At 41.6% G+C, this 21,777-nt stretch carries 16 protein-coding genes and 1 tRNA gene; 11 read left to right on the forward strand and 6 right to left on the reverse strand.

Going from position 1 to position 21,777, the window contains the following annotated elements:
• Positions 1–16: 16 nt before the first annotated feature.
• From MMU05_RS15435 to MMU05_RS15445, 3 genes are all read left to right on the forward strand, one after another.
• Positions 17–1,630 carry an FHIPEP family type III secretion protein gene (locus MMU05_RS15435; RefSeq protein WP_241142577.1) on the forward strand — a complete coding sequence of 538 codons (1,614 nt, stop codon included), beginning with the start codon at positions 17–19 and terminating at the stop codon, positions 1,628–1,630.
• Between the two features lie 130 nt (positions 1,631–1,760).
• Positions 1,761–1,835: transfer RNA gene (locus tag MMU05_RS15440), tRNA-Val, on the forward strand.
• Positions 1,836–2,100: 265 nt separating this feature from the next.
• Positions 2,101–4,626, forward strand: coding sequence for a M14 family metallopeptidase (locus MMU05_RS15445; RefSeq protein ID WP_241142578.1), 2,526 nt, complete (start codon positions 2,101–2,103; stop codon positions 4,624–4,626).
• A gap of 202 nt (positions 4,627–4,828) precedes the next feature.
• Here the strand turns inward: MMU05_RS15445 and MMU05_RS15450 are convergent, their stop codons facing one another.
• The gene (locus tag MMU05_RS15450) at positions 4,829–6,388 is read right to left on the reverse strand and encodes a SulP family inorganic anion transporter (RefSeq protein WP_241142579.1); all 1,560 of its coding nucleotides are present in this window, start codon (positions 6,386–6,388) and stop codon (positions 4,829–4,831) included.
• Positions 6,389–6,808: 420 nt separating this feature from the next.
• Here MMU05_RS15450 and MMU05_RS15455 point away from each other — a divergent pair, with 420 nt between their 5' ends.
• Positions 6,809–8,083, forward strand: coding sequence for an MFS transporter (locus tag MMU05_RS15455; protein WP_241142580.1), 1,275 nt, complete (start codon positions 6,809–6,811; stop codon positions 8,081–8,083).
• A gap of 18 nt (positions 8,084–8,101) precedes the next feature.
• On the opposite strand, the gene MMU05_RS15460 is transcribed toward MMU05_RS15455, so the two are convergent.
• Positions 8,102–9,157, reverse strand: a complete 1,056-nt coding sequence (locus tag MMU05_RS15460) for a hypothetical protein (protein WP_241142581.1) — start codon at positions 9,155–9,157, stop codon at positions 8,102–8,104.
• A 441-nt stretch (positions 9,158–9,598) separates the two neighbouring features.
• Between MMU05_RS15460 and MMU05_RS15465 the strand changes: the two genes are divergently transcribed.
• From MMU05_RS15465 to MMU05_RS15480, 4 genes are all read left to right on the forward strand, one after another.
• A complete protein-coding gene (locus MMU05_RS15465; RefSeq protein WP_241142582.1) occupies positions 9,599–10,372 on the forward strand; it encodes a sulfite exporter TauE/SafE family protein in 774 nt (257 codons plus the stop codon).
• 40 nt (positions 10,373–10,412) lie between these two features.
• Positions 10,413–11,009, forward strand: coding sequence for a Crp/Fnr family transcriptional regulator (locus tag MMU05_RS15470; protein ID WP_241142583.1), 597 nt, complete (start codon positions 10,413–10,415; stop codon positions 11,007–11,009).
• A gap of 68 nt (positions 11,010–11,077) precedes the next feature.
• Positions 11,078–12,274, forward strand: coding sequence for an MFS transporter (locus MMU05_RS15475; protein ID WP_241142584.1), 1,197 nt, complete (start codon positions 11,078–11,080; stop codon positions 12,272–12,274).
• A 116-nt stretch (positions 12,275–12,390) separates the two neighbouring features.
• Complete coding sequence (locus MMU05_RS15480; protein WP_241142585.1) at positions 12,391–12,597, forward strand: hypothetical protein; 207 nt, start codon at positions 12,391–12,393, stop codon at positions 12,595–12,597.
• A 20-nt stretch (positions 12,598–12,617) separates the two neighbouring features.
• On the opposite strand, the gene MMU05_RS15485 is transcribed toward MMU05_RS15480, so the two are convergent.
• The 3 genes from MMU05_RS15485 to MMU05_RS15495 are packed head-to-tail and all read right to left on the reverse strand — an operon-like array spanning position 12,618 to position 16,919.
• Positions 12,618–15,086, reverse strand: a complete 2,469-nt coding sequence (locus MMU05_RS15485) for a bifunctional UDP-N-acetylmuramoyl-tripeptide:D-alanyl-D-alanine ligase/alanine racemase (protein ID WP_241142586.1) — start codon at positions 15,084–15,086, stop codon at positions 12,618–12,620.
• A gap of 24 nt (positions 15,087–15,110) precedes the next feature.
• Positions 15,111–16,166: a lysylphosphatidylglycerol synthase transmembrane domain-containing protein gene (locus MMU05_RS15490; protein WP_241142587.1), complete on the reverse strand. Its 1,056-nt coding sequence runs from the start codon at positions 16,164–16,166 to the stop codon at positions 15,111–15,113.
• 3 nt (positions 16,167–16,169) lie between these two features.
• Positions 16,170–16,919: a segregation and condensation protein A gene (locus tag MMU05_RS15495; RefSeq protein ID WP_241142588.1), complete on the reverse strand. Its 750-nt coding sequence runs from the start codon at positions 16,917–16,919 to the stop codon at positions 16,170–16,172.
• Between the two features lie 182 nt (positions 16,920–17,101).
• Here MMU05_RS15495 and dxs point away from each other — a divergent pair, with 182 nt between their 5' ends.
• The 3 genes from dxs (at position 17,102) to MMU05_RS15510 (ending at position 20,241) form a co-directional block, all read left to right on the forward strand.
• Complete coding sequence (gene dxs / locus MMU05_RS15500) at positions 17,102–19,018, forward strand: 1-deoxy-D-xylulose-5-phosphate synthase (RefSeq protein ID WP_241142589.1); 1,917 nt, start codon at positions 17,102–17,104, stop codon at positions 19,016–19,018.
• Between the two features lie 316 nt (positions 19,019–19,334).
• On the forward strand, positions 19,335–19,475 hold the full coding sequence (locus MMU05_RS23165; RefSeq protein WP_418884477.1) for a DUF2442 domain-containing protein: 141 nt from the start codon (positions 19,335–19,337) through the stop codon (positions 19,473–19,475).
• Positions 19,476–19,479: 4 nt separating this feature from the next.
• A complete protein-coding gene (locus MMU05_RS15510) occupies positions 19,480–20,241 on the forward strand; it encodes an alpha/beta fold hydrolase (protein WP_241142591.1) in 762 nt (253 codons plus the stop codon).
• A gap of 2 nt (positions 20,242–20,243) precedes the next feature.
• On the opposite strand, the gene MMU05_RS15515 is transcribed toward MMU05_RS15510, so the two are convergent.
• Positions 20,244–21,692, reverse strand: coding sequence for a DASH family cryptochrome (locus MMU05_RS15515; protein ID WP_241142592.1), 1,449 nt, complete (start codon positions 21,690–21,692; stop codon positions 20,244–20,246).
• Positions 21,693–21,777: the final 85 nt, after the last annotated feature.

A 21,777-nucleotide genomic window follows, 5' to 3' on the forward strand; every position in this document is an offset into this window, starting at 1 on the left:
GAACTTCAATCCGAGAATGGTGGAACCGCATATTAATATCGATTTGCTACTTAATCCTGATACCTCCAAAGGGATTTCAAAGGCTGAGATGGAAGAAATGGAAGTTAACTTCCAAATGTTTTGCGTCCAATTATCCAACGATATGGGAATTGGCTCTTCTGTTAATGTCCGGATGAAGAAAATACAAGACCAATCAGAATCTCTTAAAGTCAAAATCAATGGATCAGATTGTAGATTAACTTATGGTTTTCGAAATATAAATTCAATAGATCCTGATTTTTTGAAGTCGGAAGTACCCAACATTCTTTTTCAAAACCGGGAAAGTTTTATCTCTTCGGAAATTTCTGATGAAATCCGAAAGGGTATTGATGAATACCGGCTGGAGAACAGGTTCCCAAATCTTTCCAGAAAGGAATTCAAGAACTATTTAAGGTCCTTTGTCAGGTATTTCTATTCAATAAAAAGAGGACTTCAGCCTTTGGAATCTGGAAATAGGGTTATTTTCAAGGACAAAGGCGAAGAAATATTTGAGCATCTCTGCAATGATTTATCTTCCCTTAACCTCATTCTTTATTTGCCTGATGCCATAAAAAACAAGAAGAATAAGCAATCACTGCGCTTCAATGAGTTGAACCCATTGATGCAGGATGGCTTATTTTATGAGTTTGGAGTCCGCATTCCAAAAATGGAAATTAGATGGGCAGACACTGTTCCGGAAAGTCACTTTTGTGTTCAAATCAATGACCTTCGCTTGCCACTTTCAAAAGCAATCAGTGAAAATGAAATAGTTTCAGATATTTCTCATGATGAACTGATTCACAACCAATTAGAGGGGATTCCCATTGTAAATCCTGCAAACAACAGGACTTTGAACCTGATTGCAAATAGGAAAGGATTGCAACAAACACTTGAAAAAAAAGGATTTTTGACATGGGACTGGGCAGGTTATGTGATACTCATGGTGAGCGCAATGGTCAGGAAAAACCGATCGGCGTTTTGGAATTTGGAATTACAGGACTATGAAATCGAAAATTTAAGGCAAGTATATCCTAACATTGTAAAAGTCTTTTTAGAAAAAGCATCTCCGATTCTATTTGTAAAAACCATGCGGAATTTGTTGGAAGACCAAATACCAATAAGAAACTTTATTGATGTAGTTGAAACTTTTATTTCGTTGGACGAGCCTATATTGGTTGATTCTGCTAAATACATCACCTTTATTCCTTATGAATTGAACCCAATTTTATCAAGCCTAAATTCTAAATCATATTCAGCGGGGGATTGTGCAGACGCAATCAGAGTAAAATTAAAAAGATACCTATCCCATAAATTTTCCTTTGGAAGCAACAATTTAAACGTGTACTTACTTGAACCTTCTGTAGAGGATAAATTTTTGAAAAATGACTTAGATGAGGCAGATAAGAACGACATTTTTGATGCCATCAATGTTGAGCTATCCCATTATCATGATCCGGTTAATTTGCCATGTATACTGACAATGGTTGAAGTAAGAAGAAAACTTCAGGACCTCATCAAAATGGAATTTCCCGGCTTGGAAGTACTGGCATATCAAGAGCTATCGCCACAACTTAACATCCAACCTATAGCAAGAATTACATTGCTTTCATAAGATATCAAATCAAGTCTTTGAAATCCCAAAATCATTCCTGATTTTAGCAGCCTCAAATCGGGATCTTATCCCGATAACCATCGGGACGATAGCTATCGGGAGGTTTGAAGCGCTGGTTATATTTATTTATGGGATCTTAGCTCAGTTGGTTTAGAGCGCTGCTTTGACAGAGCAGAGGTCATGGGTTCGAATCCCTTAGGTCCCACAATCTTTATCTGAGGTCATGGGTTCGTCCCGATAGCTATCGCGGACCCTTAGGTCCCACATATATTTCCTGAGGTCAAAGGTTCGTCACGATAGCCATCTTGGACTCTTTGATTCCACTTTTTAAAAATCAAGATTAGGGCCAAGAGATAAGATCTCCTTCATTTTACCGACAATCCCCAATCTTAATTCCTTCAATCCATTTCCTTTGCAGGGTTTTGCAATTCGCCTTATCTTACTGCCCTATATATTTCAAATCTTACCTTATGAGAAAAATTTACGCTTTGGTTTTGGTGCTTTTCCTGACCACAACCGCCTTTGCCCAAAAAAGCCCCGAGGAATTTCTCGGCTATAAATTGGGGGACCGATTTACACCCCACCACCGTGTTGTGGCCTATTTTGAGCATTTGGCTTCCACCCTTCCCAATGTGAAGTTGGTATATTACGGAGAGACTTATGAACACCGCCCTCTTTTTGTTGCCATGGTTTCTACACCTGAGAACATGGGAAAATTGGAGGATATCCGCATGGATAACCTCCGCAGAACAGGAATGGTGGAGGGAACGCCATCTACCAAAGTAGCACTGAACTGGATGCAATACAATGTTCACGGAAATGAAGCAGTGGCCACTGAAGCCGCCATGATGACTTTTTGGCAAATAGCTGACCCAAACAATACTCAATCTAAAGATTGGTTGAAAAACCAAGTGTTGATCCTCGATCCTTGTGCCAATCCTGACGGAAAGGACCGATACACTGTTTGGTATAACCAAAAGCAAAACACTAGGTTACAGCCCGATCCACAGTCTATGGAGCACTCCGAACCTTGGCCGGGTGGTCGTCCAAACCATTATTTGATGGACCTCAACAGGGATTGGGCTTGGCAGACGCAACAAGAAACACAGCAAAGACTGAAGCTTTACCACGACTGGATGCCACACCTTTTTGTGGATTACCATGAGCAGGGCATAAACGATCCTTTTTACTTTGCACCGGCTGCACAGCCTGTACATGAGCAGGTGTCTGCTTTCCAGAATGAATTTCAGACGATCTATGGCAAAAACACCGCAAAGAAATTTGATGAGCAAGGTTGGATGTATTTTACCAAAGAGCGCTTTGACTTGCTTTATCCATCTTATGGGGACACCTATCCCATGTACAGCGGTGCGATTGGGATGACCATCGAAAAAGGCGGTTCTGGACGCGCAGGATTGGGAATGCTCAATGCCCTCGGTGATACTGTGACATTGAAAGAAAGAATTGAGCACACCTATACCGCAGGGATTTCTGCTGTGGAGGTGACTGCTCAAAATTCCGCAAGGTTGACAGATGAGTTTGCCAATTACTTCAAAACAAGCAGCAGCAACCCAAAAGCAAAATACAAAAGCTTTGTCATCAAAGGAGACCAAAACCCGGAGCGTGTCAAGGCACTTTTGGCATTGCTTGACAAAAATAAAATCCAATATGGCTATGCCAAAGCAGCATCAGGGCTGAAAGGATTGGATTACAATACTGGAAAGGCAGGAACCTTTTCCGCTACCGAAAAGGATATTGTCGTCAATGCCTTTCAACCAAAGTCAGTTTTGACTCAGGTTTTGTTTGAGCCTGAGGCAAAACTACAAGATAGTATCACGTATGACATCACAAGCTGGGCTTTACCGTATGCTTATGGCGTGCAAGCTTATGCCATGGAGACAAGATTGGATGCAGGAAAGAAATTTGAAAAAACGCCATTTGAACCAAATAAAGTAGATGGGACACCTTTGGCCTATTTCGCTCCTTGGAATGCTACCCAACACGCCAAGTTTCTGGCGGCTTTGATCAATAGCAAAATCAGGGTGAGGTATTCAGAGAAAGCCTTTGAAATAAATGGTCAATCTTACCCGATCGGTACTTTGGTGATCCATAGAAACGGCAACCAATATGTCGCTGACTTCGATAAGAAAGTAACCGACATTGCTAATAAATTTGAGATTACTTTGGCTAGCAGTAACTCTGCTTATGTAGACAAAGGACGGGATTTTGGTTCCTCGGAAGTGAAAGTTATCGTCGCCCCAAAAGTTGCCATCATGAGCGGCGCAGGCACTTCCTCTTTGAATTTCGGCGAACTCTGGTATTTCTTTGAGCAAGAACTTGACTACCCGGTAAGCATCCTGGATACAGAAGGTTTGGGAAGGTTTGACCTGAGCAAATACAACGTGATCATCCTTCCTTCAAGTTGGGGCAGTTACCTTTCCGAAAACAACATGAAAAAAATGATGGATTGGGTTAGGGCAGGTGGTAAACTGATTGCCATCGAAAATGCGCTGAATGCTTTTGCAGATAAAAGCGGTTTTGACCTCAGCCAATACGATACTGAGGACGAGAAAAAAGCTGCCGAAAAGGAACAAAAAGAAATTCGGAATGTAGAAAGACTGGAACCCTATCAGGAAAGAGAGAGAATGGGGATTTCTACCACTGCCGCCGGCGCTATTTATCAAGTGAAAATTGACCCAACCCACCCGCTAGGATTTGGAATGGATGGCAAATTCTATACCCTGAAAAATAACGGTTCACGGTATGCCTATCTTGATAACGGTGTCAATGTGGGGATTATCCCTGATGCCGAGGCCTATAGATTTGGCTATATCGGAAAAAAAATCAAACCAAAAATGCCGAAATCAATGGTGTATGGCGTAGAAAGCCTTGGCCGTGGACAGATAGTGTATATGTCTGACAACCCAATGTTCCGTTCTTTCTGGGAATCAGGGAAATTGCTGGTAGCCAATGCGGTATTCTTGGTAGGGCAATAAAACCGTTGAGGTCTTTTTTTGACCTCGATGGTTTTCATTCATAGCCTAAATAAAAATCTCCGAGGTTTTTGGAAACCTCAAAGATTTAGAAACCCTGCTTTGTGGCGACAAAGCAGGGTTTTGATTTTAATGTCAGTTTAGCCTTATGACCTTAAAATTCCGATTTTTTAAGGTCAGATTCTTAAAAACCATCGCTTTCAAATTACGAACTCACTTTTTGCCTATTTTCAAATACTATCTTAAAACTCGGATCATCATCGGTGTAGTTGACATTGATGATGGTTTCTGCTTTTTCGAGCAATACCTTGCTGCTACTGCTCAAATGCCGGATGTAGACCGTTTTGCCAAGCTTATGATAGCGTTCGGTTACTTTGTGGATGGCATCGATGCCTGAGTGATCGACAATCCTGCTTTCTTGAAAATCAATGATGATTTCGTCAGGATCGTTGATCGGGTCAAACTTTTGACCAAAAGCCATGGCAGAGGCAAAGAATAATGGGCCGTACATTTCATAATGCTTTAAACCATTTTCATCCACATATTTTCTTGCCCTGATCCTTTTCGCATTTTGCCAAGAGAAAACCAAGGCCGAGATGACAACACCAATCAATACTGCCAAAGCCAGATTATGCAACAATACTGTAATAAGCGTAACTACAACCATCACAAACACATCGTGGGCCGGCACTTTCCTGAATACTTTCAAAGAGGCCCATTCAAATGTTCCGATTGCGACCATAAACATCAGTCCGACCAATGCTGCCATGGGAACCATTTCAATATATGTGGATAAAAAGAGGATGAAGGCCAACAAGCCTAAAGATGCGACAATTCCTGAAATACGGCTTCTTCCACCTGCATTGACATTGATCAATGATTGTCCAATCATCGCACAGCCACCCATTCCTCCAAAAAATCCAGTGGTAACATTTGCCACACCTTGTGCGATACATTCCTTGTTTCCATGTCCTCTTGTCTCTGTGATTTCATCTATCAGAGTTAAGGTCAATAAGCTCTCGATCAAACCGATTCCTGCCATGATCGCAGAATAGGGAAGTATGATCATCAAAGTATCCAGATTCAAAGGGACCATGGGTAAGTGAAATTCAGGCAAACCCCCGCTGATGGAAGCCAAGTCACCGACAGTTCTTGTGTCAAACCCAACAAATATTACAATCAATGTGACTGCTAAGATTGCAACCAAAGCAGACGGGACTGCCGTGGTCAGTTTCGGAAGGTATTTGATGATGGCCATAGTGAGTATCACTAGCCCAAGCATGATATACAGTGGATTCCCACTCATCCATTCTATAGCGCCATCAGGGGTAGTAAATTTGAATTGATCTAACTGTGACATGGCAATCACGATGGCCAATCCATTCACAAAACCAAACATCACGGGATGCGGTACTAGCCGGATTAATTTCCCCAACTTCAAAACCCCAACTACAACCTGAATCAATCCCATCAGGACTACCGCTGCAAAAAGGTATTCCACTCCGTGCTGAGCTACCAATGCTACGATTACCACTGCAATAGCACCTGTGGCACCTGAAATCATTCCGGGGCGGCCTCCCATGATAGCTGTAATCAAGCCAATAATAAAAGCGGAGTATAATCCCACCAAAGGACTAACTCCTGCGATCAATGAAAAAGCTACTGCTTCAGGCACCAAGGCCAAGGCTACAGTCAAGCCTGATAATACTTCGTCTTTTAGATTTACCTGTGTCGGTTTGAACAGGCGATAAAACATCTGCGTCATAAATTTTTAAACTTTAATAAATGATAAATAGGCAATTGATCTTCCGTTAATCTGAGGGAAGAAAATATTTATTAAAAAATCAAAATTTCAGGGTGGAGTAAGAGTCATCCTTGATTGCCTTGATGGTATGAAGCTACAAAAGTAGCAATTTTTGCGTCAAAAACAGAATTTTATTCTAAATCAAACCAAAGAGAAGCCCAATTTTGAAATAAAGGACCTGCGGAATCGATTGAAAAGCACTTTTACTGTATTATAATTTTCATCCTGTAAACAAATTGGCTAACCACCATCTGGGACCTTTATTATGGCAAATTTTGTATCAAAAGTGGCTCAATAGGGTAATTCTTTTTTATTGTAACTTCGGGTTTGGAAATGTATCCTATTCCTATCCAACAAATACCTAAAAACATAAATTAAATTTTGAACTACCTTCAGTTTGTCCGTAAAAACCGCGAGATGGTGATTTTTGGGATCATCATGACTGCCTTGTCGAGTTTTGGGCAAACGTTTTTGCTGGCACTGTATGTTCCCTTTTTGATGGAGGAATTTAAGCTGTCAAACGGGCTGCTGAGTACATTTTACGGTCTTGCCACCATTGGGGCGGCGATGGCTTTGCCCAAATTGGGGAAATTGATAGACTCGGTTCCACTCCAAAAATTCACTTTGGCGACAACAGCCACTTTTGTCATCTCCTTGTTTTTCTTGAGTATTTCGCAAGCTTGGTGGTATATCCCCATCGCATTTTTTGGATTGAGGTTGGCCGGGCAGGGACTTTACAACCATATTGCGATCACCTCGATGTCACGGTACTTTGATGTAAACAGGGGTAAAGCCATCAGCCTTGCTTCTTTGGGGCATCCTTTGGGGCAGGCGATTTTGCCGGCGATTATTTTGGTAGTGATTGCAAGGGTCGGTTGGAGAGAGTCTCTTTGGCTCAATGCCGCAATAGTCAGTATTGTGGTTGCTGTCTTTACAATATGGGTATTGAAATCCGAACATCTAGTAAATGAATCGGGAGAAACAACTGAATCGAGTCATGAGGAAAAAAAAGTAGACCGTGTTCGGCAAAGGGATATCATGAAATCCAAGGCATTTTGGCTTTTGGCACCAAACATCTTTTTTATCCCTTTTGCGGTGACAGGGCTTTTTTTCTATCAGTTCGCAATTATTGAATTCAAGGGATGGAATATTGGGTTGGCGGCTGCCGGACTTACTTCCTATGCGGTTGCGAGTTTTATTAGTATACTGCTTTCAGGTCCGCTCATTGACAGGTACAAAGCCAAGACCTTCTTTCCTTTTTACCTTTTTCCATTATTGGGAGCTTTGTTTGTCATTTGGTTTGTGCCAAATACTTGGGGAATCTTTGTGTACAATATCCTAATGGGATTCTCTGTTGGATTTGGAAGTGCTACGGTCGCTGCACTTCAGGTGGAGTTTTTTGGACCAACCTATATAGGAACTGTAAGAAGTCTATTTACATCCGTCATGGTCCTGAGTTCTGCGATAGGACCGGCATTGTTTGGGATTTTTCTAGATTTGGGTTGGGGATTTCAAACCATTTTTCCGGTGACTTTGGTGATCCTGATTTTGATCATGATCCAGTCTTTTAGGGCTGTTCCAAAATATTCAAGGGCCAAATGGAAATACAAGTACAAAAAAGTGACAGGCAAAAAAAACAAAATCCCCAAACCGTAGGCTTGGGGATTTTTTTGATCAGAGACCTCTGTTGAACATCTGGATTACGCGAAGGATTTCGGCATCCATTTCTTTGTTTCTCAAGACATATTTTTCTTTGGAAATAAATCCACCTTTGATACTGATGTAATAGACCATTTTGGTTTTGGAAGGTGCAAAGGTTACCGAAAGGTTATTGGCGGATTCGATTTTCAGAATATTCTCTGTGCTTCCGGCGAATGAGTTCAGTTTGTCTGTAAGGATATTGAACTTCACGCCTTTCTTATAATCCGTCACACTGTTCAGCGGGAAAGTAGACTCGAGCGACTTTGGATTTTTTCTGAGGTTATCCATGATCGACAGCAAATGGGAACGCTGCGCGTCAGTATTCAAATCTACAGTGATGGTTTTTTCCTTATAGAATCCAAATTCATGGTAAATTCCCATCAGGTAATCAAAGAATGTCTGTCCTGAAGCTTTCAATTCATTTTCTTTTTGGGCGATTTCCAAAATGATTCCTGAAAAATCAAGCACCGAATGACAGACCTGTTGGTCGATATTGAAAGCACAAACAGGACTGTTGGGATATGCCTTTTGTATTTCCGTGAGGCTGTTCCTCAGCTCTCCCGGTTCAATTATTTCACTTTGAAATTTCAATCCGGATTTGATGGCCATATATTCTACCAAATCGGAAGTGTGTATGGATTTTAAGCAGACCAAATCCTCATATTTTCCGGACTCTTTCCAGATATTCAGGAGTATGGCTGCGAGTTGGTGGCTGTTGAGGATCACAAATCCGCTTTTTTCGTCTTTCTTGACAGCGAGGGTAATTCTTTCATTTTTGGAATCAGTCCCAATAATCAGGCTAAAATCAGAAGCTGTGGCGTGGTCAAGTGCTGGCTTTAGGGTCATGAAATTGAATACCGGATTAGCGTTGTCTTTTCCTCCGTCCAATAGAATCTGATCATAGGCAAGCCCTGAATTGTCCAAGATGGTTGTGTCAAGATCATTTTTTTCAAATGATGCAAACAGGATATTGGCCGTATCTGCTTCGATAAGCTCTTCGATTGATTCTTCAACAGGTGCTAAGTTCATGATGATTCTTTTTGTAACGATGGAAATGCTATTATCAATTATGTCAATTACTGGGCATTCAACATAGTTTTTGCAATAAAATCAGCAAATCCAATGGTGGCAATATGTGTTGGAGGAGTACCGGTAAGCTAAAAAAAGTAATGAGAGGTCGACGTTCCTACAAAGTCAAATTTGGTTTTCAAGTGCTTACATTATGTAAATGTACCAAATCAGGCTTGTAGAAAAAAGGAATTAATTGATTATGAATTTTAAAACCGTGGGACACATGTTTGGTAATGAACCATTTTACCATTTAGAATCAAGGTAAAATCACCATTTGGGGCAGATCTTTTTGGATTTTTGATCTTCCGAGTAAACCACCAAGCAACACCGATAAATAGTGGACTGACTACCTATTGTCATTTTGAAGCTTCTCTTTACCTTGGGTTTCGAAACTTAGCCATGGACATCTTCCTCATTTCTCTAACCGCTTTTCTGACTGCCATCCTGACTTTCTTTTCGGGGTTTGGATTGGGGACGATTTTGACACCAGTCTTTATGGTTTTCTTTCCGGTGGACCTTGCCATCGCATTGACCGGGGTGGTACACTTTTTCAATAATATATTTAAGTTGTTTTTGGTCGGGAAAAATGCAGACAAGGAAGTTTTGATCCGCTTTGGTATTCCTGCAGTCATTGCCGCTTTTTTGGGTTCTTGGCTCTTGCTTCAGATTACAGACCTTTCTCCTTTGTTTTCCTATAGTTTGTTTGGGAAAGTCTTCGTAGTCTATCCCGTCAAATTTATTATTTCATTGTTGCTGATCGTTTTTGCCTCCATGGATTTGATACCCTATTTTCAAAAACTTCAATTTGGTAAGGAAAAACTCCCTTTAGGTGGGTTTCTGAGTGGGTTTTTTGGAGGATTATCAGGAAATCAGGGCGCACTTAGGGCTGCTTTCCTCATCAGGGCAGGATTGTCCAAAGAGGCGTTTATAGGAACAGCAGTGGTGGTTTCCACATTTGTGGACTTAACGCGACTCGGGGTATATGCGACAAGGTTTGTGAGTTCAGATTTGACAGATAACCTCACAGTCGTGCTATTTGCCACACTTTCAGCCATTGCAGGGGCATATTTGGGAAACAAATTATTGAAAAAAGTCACTTTAAAATTCCTACAAGTGACAGTTGCAATACTGTTGATTATGGTTTCAGTGGCGCTTGGTGCCGGATGGATATAATGTGTGTTTAAAGTTCAATGGATGTAAATTTAATTTCCCAATGACAGATCAAAGCTCCCACTTCCCGATAGATTATTCACCCCTGTTTGATTATTTTGATCCTTTTCACAGGATTTCGCAGGAGGCTAAAGAAGCAATATCAGCCATTTGTAGCCTTTCCAAAATTCCCAAAAACAAAGACCTCCAATCCATCGGCCACACCTGCCGCACCATTTATTTTGTCAAAAAAGGAATCGCAAGGATCTACTATTACAAAGACGGAACAGACATCACTGAATCTTTTGCCTTCGAAAACTCCCTGATTGCGAGGGTAGAAAGCCTCTTTACAGGAAAGCCGAGTAGAAAAGGCATTCAGGTTTTGGAAGATTCGGATTTTATCGGAATCAGTTCCCCCTTACTGTTTGACCTTTATGATCAATTCCCGGACATAGAACGCCTTTTCCGCAAAATCTTTGAATCTGCCTATGTCGAAACTGTCAACAGGATTGAGAGCCTACAGTTTCACAGTGCGGAAGAAAGGTATCATGCCCTGACCCAGGAATCCCCCGATTTTTTGAAAAGAATTCCCTTAAAGTACATCGCTTCTTACCTAGGTATCACGCAAGTCAGCCTCAGCCGGATCCGCGCCCAGCGTTGATTTTTTAACATTTGTAAAAGGAATCGACCCTGGCCTCACCGAATTTTGTGTGGTCAAATGGAGGGGAAGTGAAAAAAATAGAACTAGGTCTCAGAGAAAACTGGAAGCAATTTACACTTTTGGTCATCATCAACGCCTTTGTAGGCGGAATGGTGGGCCTGGAGCGGAGCATTCTGCCACAGATTGCCGAACAGGAATTTCACATTGCAGCCAAGACGGCAATACTATCCTTTATTATAGTTTTTGGAATTGTAAAGGCCATCACCAATTACTTTGCCGGAGTTTTTGCCAATAAAGTAGGGAGAAAAAATCTGCTTACCATCGGTTGGCTGTTTGCAGTTCCGGTTCCCTTTATCCTGATGTTTGCTCCAAGTTGGAACTGGATAGTCGCTGCAAACATCCTGCTTGGGATCAATCAAGGATTGGCTTGGAGCAGTACTGTGGTCATGAAAATTGACCTTGTTGGGGAAAAACAGCGGGGTTTTGCCATGGGGTTGAATGAATTTGCCGGATATCTTGCTGTGGCTTTGGTTGCTTTTTTGACAGGATATATTGCGGCAGAATATGGTTTGAGGCCTTATCCCTTTTACCTTGGAATTGGACTTTCTCTATTGGGTTTGGCTGGCTCCATTTTCCTTGTCAAAGACACACGGAAGCATGTAGAAGCTGAGAATTCACTTTCTAATGTTCCAAAATTGAAAAATCCTTTTTGGGAAACCACCTGGAAACACCCAAACCTGGGCGCTGTCACGCAGGCCGGTTTGATCAATAACCTCAATGACGGGATGGCTTGGGGGATTTTTCCAATATTACTTGCAACCAAAGGATTCGATCTGGAACAAATAGGTGTCGTCACCGCCGTTTATCCTGCAGTTTGGGGATTCGGACAACTCTTTACCGGGAGAATGGCAGATATTTTCAATAAAAAGTACCTGCTCTTTACCGGAATGCTACTGCAAGGCATCGCATTGGGTTTATTCTTTTTTGCAGAAAGCATGAACCATTATGTGCTTTTGTCTGCAGTATTGGGTTGGGGAACTGCCATGGTCTATCCGACATTTCTCGCCACCGTTGCGGAAAATACACATCCTCAGGACAGGGCCAAAAGTATAGGGATATTTCGGTTGTGGAGGGATTTGGGTTACGCCATCGGGGCGATCATTACAGGCCTGATCGCAGATTCATACGGCATTGATATTTCGATTTTGGCCATTGGAGGTCTAACCGTGCTTTCCGCTGTGGTGATTGCGGTAAGGATGGAATAGCATATTATAAAAAGCAAAAAATAATTTTGGTTGTGGGATTGGTTGAAGGCGTTTGGCAAAAACAAATGGTTTGAATACTAAAATATCTATCTAAATTTGGTTTAGACAGATTATTCATGAAAACCACATCTAAAATCCCTATATATTATATTGATGAGGAGAAAGATCTTGAACTGATGGTTGATCAAGCCATAAAATCATCGGCCGAAGAAAATATTATCCGATATTTTCAGCACTTGGCATTCAATTATGCTCTTTCAGGAGTAGACATCTATAAGCTTCCAATTGTTAAGAAAATCTATTATATCGATGACGAATCTTAACAACCAGCTATCTAAGAACTTCAATCCAGATAATACACCCGCTTAACCCTGCTGCTGATATTGGTGAGCAACTCATAGGGGATGGTTCCTATTCTTTCGGAAAGTTCTTTCAGGGAGATTCCCGGCCCATAGATAATCACTTCATCTCCTTCATTGGCCTCAATACCGCTGATATTGACCATGGTCATGTCCATGCAGACATTCCCGATGACAGGGGCTTTTTTGCCATGGACGAGGACAAAACCTTTGCCGTTGCTGAACCTACGGTCATAGCCGTCTGCATATCCCAAAGCTATGGTGGCGATTTTACCGTCTTCTTCCATGATTCCCTTTCTGCTGTACCCGATGCTTTGCCCTTTCGGGACGGATTTGATTTGGGAAATGGTGGTTTTCAGCGTACTGATAGATTTGAGATGGGATTCAAATTTTCCAGAGACCTCGACGCCATATAATCCGATTCCCAATCGGACCATGTCCATTTGGTATTCGGGAAATTGGATGATCCCTGCCGAATTAAGGGCATGACGCAGTGGTTTATAATCCAAGTTGGAACTGATGGCCTCGCACATACTGAGGAAGGAGCGAAGCTGTTCCAAAGAAAAATCCCTGTGAATAACTTCATCAGCTCCTACCAAATGCGTATACATGCTCCTAATCTCCAATTGTGGATAACTTTGGATCAAGGAAAGCAACCGTGGAATATGCTCGGGTTCAAAACCAAGCCTGTGCATGCCGGTATCCATGTCCAAATGGATCTTCATGTGGATAGCTCTATTTTGGCAGAATTTTCCCAACTGCTGAAAAAAATCAGGACTGTAGACCACTGGTTCTAGATCAAATTTTTCCAGGTGGATAAATGATTCCTGAACAGGATTGAGTACCATAATCGGCAATTGGATTCCTTCTTCCCGCAGGGCGACGCCTTCGTCAGTATAGGCCACAGCAAGGTAATCTGCACGTAATTGTTGGAGGTGATTGGCGATTTCGGCTGCACCACCGCCATAAGCAAATGCCTTCACCATAACCATGACTTTGGTAGAGGGAAGAAGCTGGGTTTTATAAAAATTGTAATTATGTGTCAGCGCATTCAGGTTGATCTCTAAAGTCGTCCCATGAATCCTTTGCTGCAGCCTGTTGACAATGACCTCAAATCCGAATTTCCGCGCCCCAGTCACCAATACCAAATCATTCTCAAAATCTTCTTGCGAGACATGATGAAGCAGGGTTTCAGTATCGGCAAAAAAGACTGCTTTTCCTTCAAAGCTATCTTTTAAAGAGGTGATTTTTTCTCCGACACCGATCAGAAAATCAATCTGATAATGGGTAAGAAGATTCCCGACTTCTTTGTAGACTTCAGTTACATTTCCTACCTGAAGCATATCTGATAAAATCAGGACTTTTCTCCTTTTTGGCCTTTGGGCAGCCATAAAATCCAAAGCCAATCTCAATCCGGCTAAGTCATTGTTATACGTATCGTCGATAATCAGGCAATCGTTGATCCCCGGCTTCAGGGTAAGCCTCATCTCGACAGCTTTCAGGTGGTTGAGGCCTTCCTGAATCAATGACTCTTCAAGTCCCAATGAAAGAGCTGCTATAATCACATGGCGGATATTTTCCAAAGAAGCCTGGTCTCCAAAGGGTACAGAAAAAGTAAAAACGCTCAAATCGGGTTTCATCAGCAGGATTTTGGATCGGTCTGATTCCTTTTTGACTGAAAGTGTGTAGTCTGCTCCTGAAGTATCTGACCAAGAAATGAGTTGTTTTTCGGCAAATCTGGAGGAAAGATGCGCATGGATTTTTTGATGGTCTTTCCGGTAAATGATGAATTCGCTTTGGACAAACAGCTTTGCTTTTTCTGCCAGTTTTTGTTCCATCGATTCAAAACCTTCTTCATGGGCAGTTCCGATATTGGTATAAATCCCCATCTGAGGCCGAAGGATTGCCGCCAGTTTTTCCATTTCTCCAGGTTTGGAGATTCCGGCCTCCATGATGGCTACCTGATGGTTTTGCTCGATTCCAAAAACTGAAAGCGGTACTCCTACTTGACTGTTGTAGCTTTTGGGGCTTTTTGCAACCGCATATTTCTGTCCCAAAACTTGCCCTAACCATTCTTTGACTATGGTTTTTCCATTGCTTCCTGTGATGCTTACCAATGGTCCGGCAAACAAAGAACGCTCATAAGCTGCCAATTGCTGCAGGGCTTGGTGTGGGTTATCCACAGCGATAAAGGTGCTGTCCTTGGTCAGGGATTCGGAAATAGGAATTCCTTTCTGTATCAAAAAATTCCTCACTCCTTCTTGATATACAGGGGTGATAAATTCATGTCCGTCAAATTTTGCCCCTCTGAGGGCTACAAAAAGTGTTTTTGACGGCTCCAGGATATTTCTGGAATCAATGGAAATCCAACTCACCAGCGCTGAACCGGAATGGGAAATCAATTCCCCATTCACCAATTCGCTTATCTGTTGTGCCGTGAGAGATTGGATCATAGGATAAAGTTAAGAATTTGGGATTTACTCTTCTTTCTTTTTGAAAAACACCTGCTTGATCCATCTTGGTAAGAAAATAGCTCCTAATATCAAATAAGGATAGTAAGAAAGCATTCTCCAAAGAATACTCGTCACGAAAGTGTAGCCATTCAAGAATTCTGCAAAGAATTGCCCGAAGAAGAACTCTGCGGTACCACTACTTCCCGGTGTCGGCGAAATCATCATCACGATCCACATGATGACTTGTCTGGCAAAAATCACCACATGCTCACTGACAGTTAAACTTTCATAAGCACCTATCAGCGCATTGAGCATAAGATATCTTGAACTCCAGATAAATATGGTTGCGCCTATGATGGTCAGCCAATATTTGTAGTTTTTGCCAATCAGCTCCTTGGAAGCCTCAATGATTTGATTGCCGAATTCATTGGCCGAATATTTCCATTTTCTAAGCCATTTGATAGAAAAAATCTTTAACAAAACCCACTTGAATACCCTTGGTTTGTAAAATAGTGCCAAAGCCATAACCAAAGAATAGGAGGCATAAAGGCCATAACTGATCCAAAACAAGACTTCAAGACTTCTGCCAAGTCTCATTTCCATCATCCTGCTTGCCGGGAAAATATTGCCCTGTGCAAAATACAGGATAATGGGTGCACCGATTACAAAGAAAAGATTATCCAGAATAGCCGTCAACATCACATAAGCAATGGCTTTGCCGAGTTTGATTCCTTCTTTATTCAAAATGAAAATTGCTACTGCAGAGCCTCCCACTACAGAGGGAGTTACAGCTGAAGAAAACTCCCATAGGATGACGACATATAGGGCTCTAGACCAAGTCAGGTGCTGATCCGTGACTACCCTGATCCGATACATGTAGCCAATATCACGGCAAAGAATAACCACTATAGCCAACAAAATCCACCAGATTGACCCATCAAAAACACCCTTCAGGGTTTGTGCATTGATACTCGGATCGAGATAAAACATCAAAAAAACAATGCCTAGACCAATAATCACCGGAAACCAGACCTTATTCGGGTTGAGGGTTGCAAAAATCTGCTTATTATCTAGTTTCATATCCTATACCGAAGGAACCGTTTCCTGCTTCTCTACCCAAAAATTGTTGAACCCTTCTCCTATTGTAATGGTAACCATAGATAATTGTAATAATTCCAAAATCGCTAAAAAAGTATAAATAACAAAGATTTTTTCCGGCTTGTAGCTGATAAATTCAGTAAAAGGGACCCGGTTTTTTAGCAACATTTTTTCGAGAACAAAGTCTTTTTGCTGCTCGATGGTATATGGATACTGTATGACGGTATGTTTTGTTTCATCTGTCCTAGAACTGTATTTGGACATCACCTTTTGGAATACCTTCAAAAGCTTATAAAGATCTAAGTCCTGCATCTCTGCATCAACATCATCTGCCTTTGCCAGCTGTTTGATTTCTGACATTACATTACCTCTTTGCTCTTTTGCAAGGCGTGTTTCCTCCAGTTTTGCAAGTTCAAGGATGACGGATTTGTATTTTTTATATTCCAATAAATGTCGGATCAATTCTTCCCTCGGATCTATCTCAGACCCATTTTCGTCCAATTCGGGACGGGGAATCAGCATTTTTGATTTTATTTTCATCAATGTGGCCGCAAAAAGGATAAAATCACTTGCCACCTCAATTTCCATTTTTTCCAGATGGTGGATATAATCAAGAAAATCCTGCGTGATTTTTGAAATCGGGATATCATAAATGTCAAGTTCATCCCGTTCGATGAAAAAGAGCATCAAATCGAATGGACCTTCGAAAAGTGGTAATTTGATTTCAAAACTCACTGTAAACTATTTTATTTTCTTAATTTTGCACCTCAATCTTGTCCAAAGATATCCAAATAATGGTAATTTATTCATTTGGCGCACAAAAAGACCCTTCTTGATCCGGACTGGATTCAAAAAATTATCGAAAAACAATTGGGGTTGACAAATGTTAATTACCTTTATTAAGAACCGCTTCGCTGATGATCATAAAACCAGGCAAATTACTCTCAAAGATCGATTCACCCACCGATCTCAAAAAGCTTTCTAAAGACCAATTGGTACAAATCTGTGACGAACTCAGACAGTTTATCGTTGATAACGTGTCCGTCTATGGGGGGCATTTTGGCGCCAGCCTTGGAGTAGTGGAGCTTACGGTAGCCTTACATTATGTACTCAATACCCCTGAAGACCAGCTTGTTTGGGATGTAGGGCATCAGGCATATGGCCACAAAATTTTGACAGGAAGAAAAGGGGAATTCCATACCAACAGACTCTATGGAGGCCTCTCAGGTTTTCCAAAAAGAAAGGAAAGTGAATACGATACCTTCGGAGTTGGGCATTCGAGTACCTCAATATCTGCGGCATTGGGTATGGCTGTAGCTTCAAAATATAAAGGTGATACCAAAAAACAACATGTTGCTGTCATCGGTGACGGTTCCATGACAGGTGGAATGGCATTTGAAGCCATGAACCATGCCGGTGTTTCGGACACCAACATGCTCATTATCCTGAATGACAACTGCATGTCTATAGACCCTAATGTCGGAGCACTCAAGGATTATCTGACTGACATTACCACATCCCATACTTACAATAAAGTCAAAGACGAGGTTTGGAACTTGCTCGGCAAAATTTCAATGTTCGGCTCTTCAGCCCAGGATATTGTATCCAAAGTGGAGGGAGCGATCAAATCTGCCGTGTTGAAACAAAGCAATCTTTTTGAATCTTTGAATCTTAGGTATTTTGGTCCTGTGGATGGGCATGATGTCCATCATTTGGTGGAAATCTTGGCTGATTTGAGGGATATCCCGGGTCCAAAAATTCTTCATTGTATCACCGTCAAAGGGAAAGGATATGCCCCGGCCGAAACCGGCAACAAAACCACTTGGCATGCTCCGGGACTTTTTGATAAGGTGACAGGTGAGATATACAAAAAAATCCCTACAACTCCCCAAGCTCCGAAATACCAAGATGTATTTGGCCATACGATAGTCGAATTGGCAAAGGAAAATGACAAAATTATGGGGGTAACCCCGGCAATGCCTTCCGGTTCGTCGATGAATATCATGATGAAAGAAATGTCTGACAGGGCTTTTGATGTGGGAATTGCGGAGCAACATGCGGTTACCTTCTCAGCAGGATTGGCTACTCAGGGTTTGATTCCCTTTTGCAATATCTACAGTTCATTCATGCAAAGGGCGTATGACCAGGTAATCCACGACGTATGTCTACAAAATCTTCAGGTAGTGTTCTGCTTGGACAGAGCGGGCTTCGCCGGTGCTGACGGCCCTACACACCATGGAGCTTATGATATTTCATTTTTTAGATGTATCCCAAATCTCGTGGTTTCTTCTCCTATGGATGAGGAGGAATTGAGAAACCTGATGTACACCGCCACCAAATTTGAAGGACCTTTTTCCATCAGATACCCAAGAGGTCAGGGCGTGATGGTGGATTGGAAAACTCCCTTGAGGGAAATTCCGATCGGGCAGGGCAGAATTATCAAGGAAGGTGAAGATGTCGCCATTTTGACGATTGGCCATATTGGAAATTATGCGATTACTGCCTGCGAAATGCTTGAAAAAGAGGGATTCAATCCTGCCCATTATGACTTGAGATTTGTCAAACCACTCGATGAGGCCATGTTGCACGAGGTTTTTGGTAAATTCAAGAAAGTAGTGACCGTAGAGGATGGCTGTCTGATGGGCGGATTTGGCTCCGCAGTGTTGGAGTGGATGGTGGACAACGGCTACCAAGCACAAGTCAAAAGACTTGGTATCCCGGACAGGATTGTAGAGCATGGAGAGCAAATCGAGCTCCACAGAGAGTGCGGCTTTGACCCTGAAGGTATCGCAAATGCTGTAAAGCAGATGGCAGAGTCTGTGGTGGAAAAGTAATCGGTTTTATTATATGCCGAAAATTATTAGTGGGTTTAATTTCGTTTGTCTTTCTCTGATTTTGACGCAAGGTTATTATAAAAAAAGGCCAAACATCCCACTTCAAAAATCGGATTCAATCTTTCAGCCATTTTATTGACTGATACAAAAGATATCAAATAGGATCTTTTGTATCCTTTGTTACTTTGTGGTTAATCCGTTTTTAATTGTTTTGTATTTCCGTATGAATACTTTGGTAATCAATAAATCTGCTTTAGCTAAGGATGTTTGGTTCAATGAATCAATGATGTTTATCCTATTGTAAGATGGAAGGGAAATTGGTGTTCCGTTGGAATGGTTTCCAAGATTAAGGGATTCAAACAAAGAAGATTTAAAAAAATGGAGGTTGATAGGTGATGGAGAAGGGATTCGTTGGGAGGATTTAGATGAGGATATTTTAGTAGAAGCACTATTATGAGTAAATGATCAATTTTGTTTCATTCGGCCAAGGCAAGCCTCTCATTCTTATCCATGGATTCTGTGAATCCAAAGAAATGTGGATAACTTTTTCCCAGGAATTGGCCAAAACCCATACTGTTTATTGTATCGATCTACCCGGTTTTGGTGAAAGTCCTTTGCAACAGGATAGCATAACATTAGAGGAAGTTGCGGTTATGCTTCATGACTGGATGGAAGAAAACAGGATCTACCACCCAACTGTGATCGGACATTCCTTGGGTGGGTACATTACCTTGGCTTTGGCCGAGCTGATGGGAAATGGTTTGGCTGCGATAGGGCTTTTCCATTCCACGGCTTTCCCCGATGATGCCGAAAAAAAGAAAACCCGCAACAAAACCATCACTTTTATCAAAAAGCATGGTGTGTATAAGTTTATAGATTCATTCGTTCCCCCACTTTTTAGCGAACAGCATCGGATTACCCATAAAAATAGAATTGAAGAATTGACTGCCTTGGGAAAGAAAAGCTCCAAGAAAGGAGTACTTGGCTATTTGGCAGCGATGCGGGACAGAAAAGACCGTATGGAAGTTTGGAAGAACTTCAACGGGAAGAAGCTGATGATCGCAGGAGTTTTGGATGGGGCGGTCAAGATTGAGGGCAGCCGCATGCACAAACCCTATACCGATGATTACTTTGAACTCCAAGAGGTCGGCCACATGGGGATGTTTGAGGCTGAACAAGAAACCTTAATCATCCTCCAAGAATTTCTAAAGAAACTGGGATAGCTTTAATTTTTAACAGCCACCCCTTTCTCCCGAATAGAGAAAGCCACAATAGGATGTGGATAATTTGCACCCAAATGAACGCCGTAAGATCTCAACTCGTTTTTTGTTATAGAATCCGGCTGATGAATATCAAAGCCCGGAATTTTGCTAAGTTCAGGAATCCAATGCCTGATATACTCTCCCTTTTTGTCATAATTGTTGGCTTGTTTCAGGATATTGAAATACCTGTTTTCCCTAGGGTCATTGCCCACGCCTGCGACATACATCCAATTACCCCAATTGGAACAGACATCATAGTCTATCAGTTGGCTCTCAAAATACATGGCACCCCAACGCCAATCTATTCCCAGATCATTGACAAGAAAGGAAGCAACGTTTTGACGGCCACGGTTTGACATAAATCCGGTAGCATTGAGTTCCCTCATATTGGAATCTACAAATGGGATGCCTGTGGTTCCTTCAGCCCAATTCCAAAATAGTTTTTCATCTTTTCTCCAGTTATCCACATGTTTTTTTATGCCCTGAACCTGAAAAATTTTGCTGCCATGTTTTTTGCTGATAAACCTGAAGTAATCTCTCCAGATCAATTCAAAAACCAGCCAATAGGTAGAGTCATTCTTTTTCCTTTCTTTTTCGTAACGCTGAACTTCCTCATAAATATACCGAGGTGATAGACAGCCCAAAGCCAGCCATGCAGAAAATTTGCTGCTGTAGTCGGGGCCCAACAACCCATTACGGGTTTCTTTATAGGTCTTCAGACAGTCATTTTCCCAAAAATAAGTTTGAAGCCTTTGTATGCCCGCAGACTCACCTCCTGAAAATGGCAAAACTCCCTTTTTGGAATTAATCGGTTCTTGTAATCCCAATGTGGATAACCCGGGAATATATCCCAAATCAAGTTCTGTTTCAGGGAAATTGATCTTTTCTGGTTTTTGAAGAGTCTTCCTTACAGTACTGAACTTTTCGCATTCTTTTCTGAATTGGGTAAAAACCTCAGGCGTTTGATTTACAGGAAAAGGTAAGTCTTCCATATGGAATAGCGTACTCTGCCAAAAAGACCTGGTTTGAATCCCTTTTTTCCAGAGGGCATTTTCAAGAGTGTTTTCCACATTTTTTTCTTCCTGAGTCACTTCTTCTGAAAAATATACAGCCTCTACTTGAAGTTCCTCAGCCAAAATAGGAATTACTTCTTCGGGTTTGCCTATCCTCACTATAAGATTTGCTTTGATTCCAATAAGGTTTGATCGAAGGTTATCCACAGCCTCGAGGAGAAATTTTGCCCTAAATGCCCCTGTTTTTTGAATTCCCAATTCCACTTCGCCAAATTGTCTCGGATCAAAGCAATACACAGGAATAATTTCAGAGGACTCTTTACATGCCGAGAATAAGGCTGTGTGGTCATGCAGCCTTAAGTCATTTTTAAACCAAACTATTACTCTCTTGTATTTCATTTGTCTTTCGAACGCCCTGTGGAATGAAAGTGTTTGGCCAAAACCCGTATATTGTATGCTTCTTCAGCATTAAATTTTCTGTTAT

The sequence above is a fragment of the Cognataquiflexum rubidum genome (assembly GCF_022538115.1).
Classification (GTDB): Bacteria; Bacteroidota; Bacteroidia; order Cytophagales; family Cyclobacteriaceae; genus Cognataquiflexum; species Cognataquiflexum rubidum.

Coding starts and splice junctions, on each gene's coding strand:
- MMU05_RS15460 (WP_241142581.1), bottom strand. CDS start 9,157: ATGAACTTAGCACCTGTTGAAGAATCAATCGAAGAGCTTATCGAAGCA.
- MMU05_RS15515 (WP_241142592.1), bottom strand. CDS start 21,692: ATGAAATACAAGAGAGTAATAGTTTGGTTTAAAAATGACTTAAGGCTG.
- MMU05_RS15465 (WP_241142582.1), top strand. CDS start 9,599: ATGGACATCTTCCTCATTTCTCTAACCGCTTTTCTGACTGCCATCCTG.
- MMU05_RS15450 (WP_241142579.1), bottom strand. CDS start 6,388: ATGACGCAGATGTTTTATCGCCTGTTCAAACCGACACAGGTAAATCTA.
- MMU05_RS15490 (WP_241142587.1), bottom strand. CDS start 16,166: ATGAAACTAGATAATAAGCAGATTTTTGCAACCCTCAACCCGAATAAG.
- MMU05_RS15470 (WP_241142583.1), top strand. CDS start 10,413: ATGACAGATCAAAGCTCCCACTTCCCGATAGATTATTCACCCCTGTTT.
- dxs (WP_241142589.1), top strand. CDS start 17,102: ATGATCATAAAACCAGGCAAATTACTCTCAAAGATCGATTCACCCACC.
- MMU05_RS15435 (WP_241142577.1), top strand. CDS start 17: ATGGTGGAACCGCATATTAATATCGATTTGCTACTTAATCCTGATACC.
- MMU05_RS15510 (WP_241142591.1), top strand. CDS start 19,480: ATGATCAATTTTGTTTCATTCGGCCAAGGCAAGCCTCTCATTCTTATC.
- MMU05_RS15485 (WP_241142586.1), bottom strand. CDS start 15,086: ATGATCCAATCTCTCACGGCACAACAGATAAGCGAATTGGTGAATGGG.
- MMU05_RS15445 (WP_241142578.1), top strand. CDS start 2,101: ATGAGAAAAATTTACGCTTTGGTTTTGGTGCTTTTCCTGACCACAACC.
- MMU05_RS15480 (WP_241142585.1), top strand. CDS start 12,391: ATGAAAACCACATCTAAAATCCCTATATATTATATTGATGAGGAGAAA.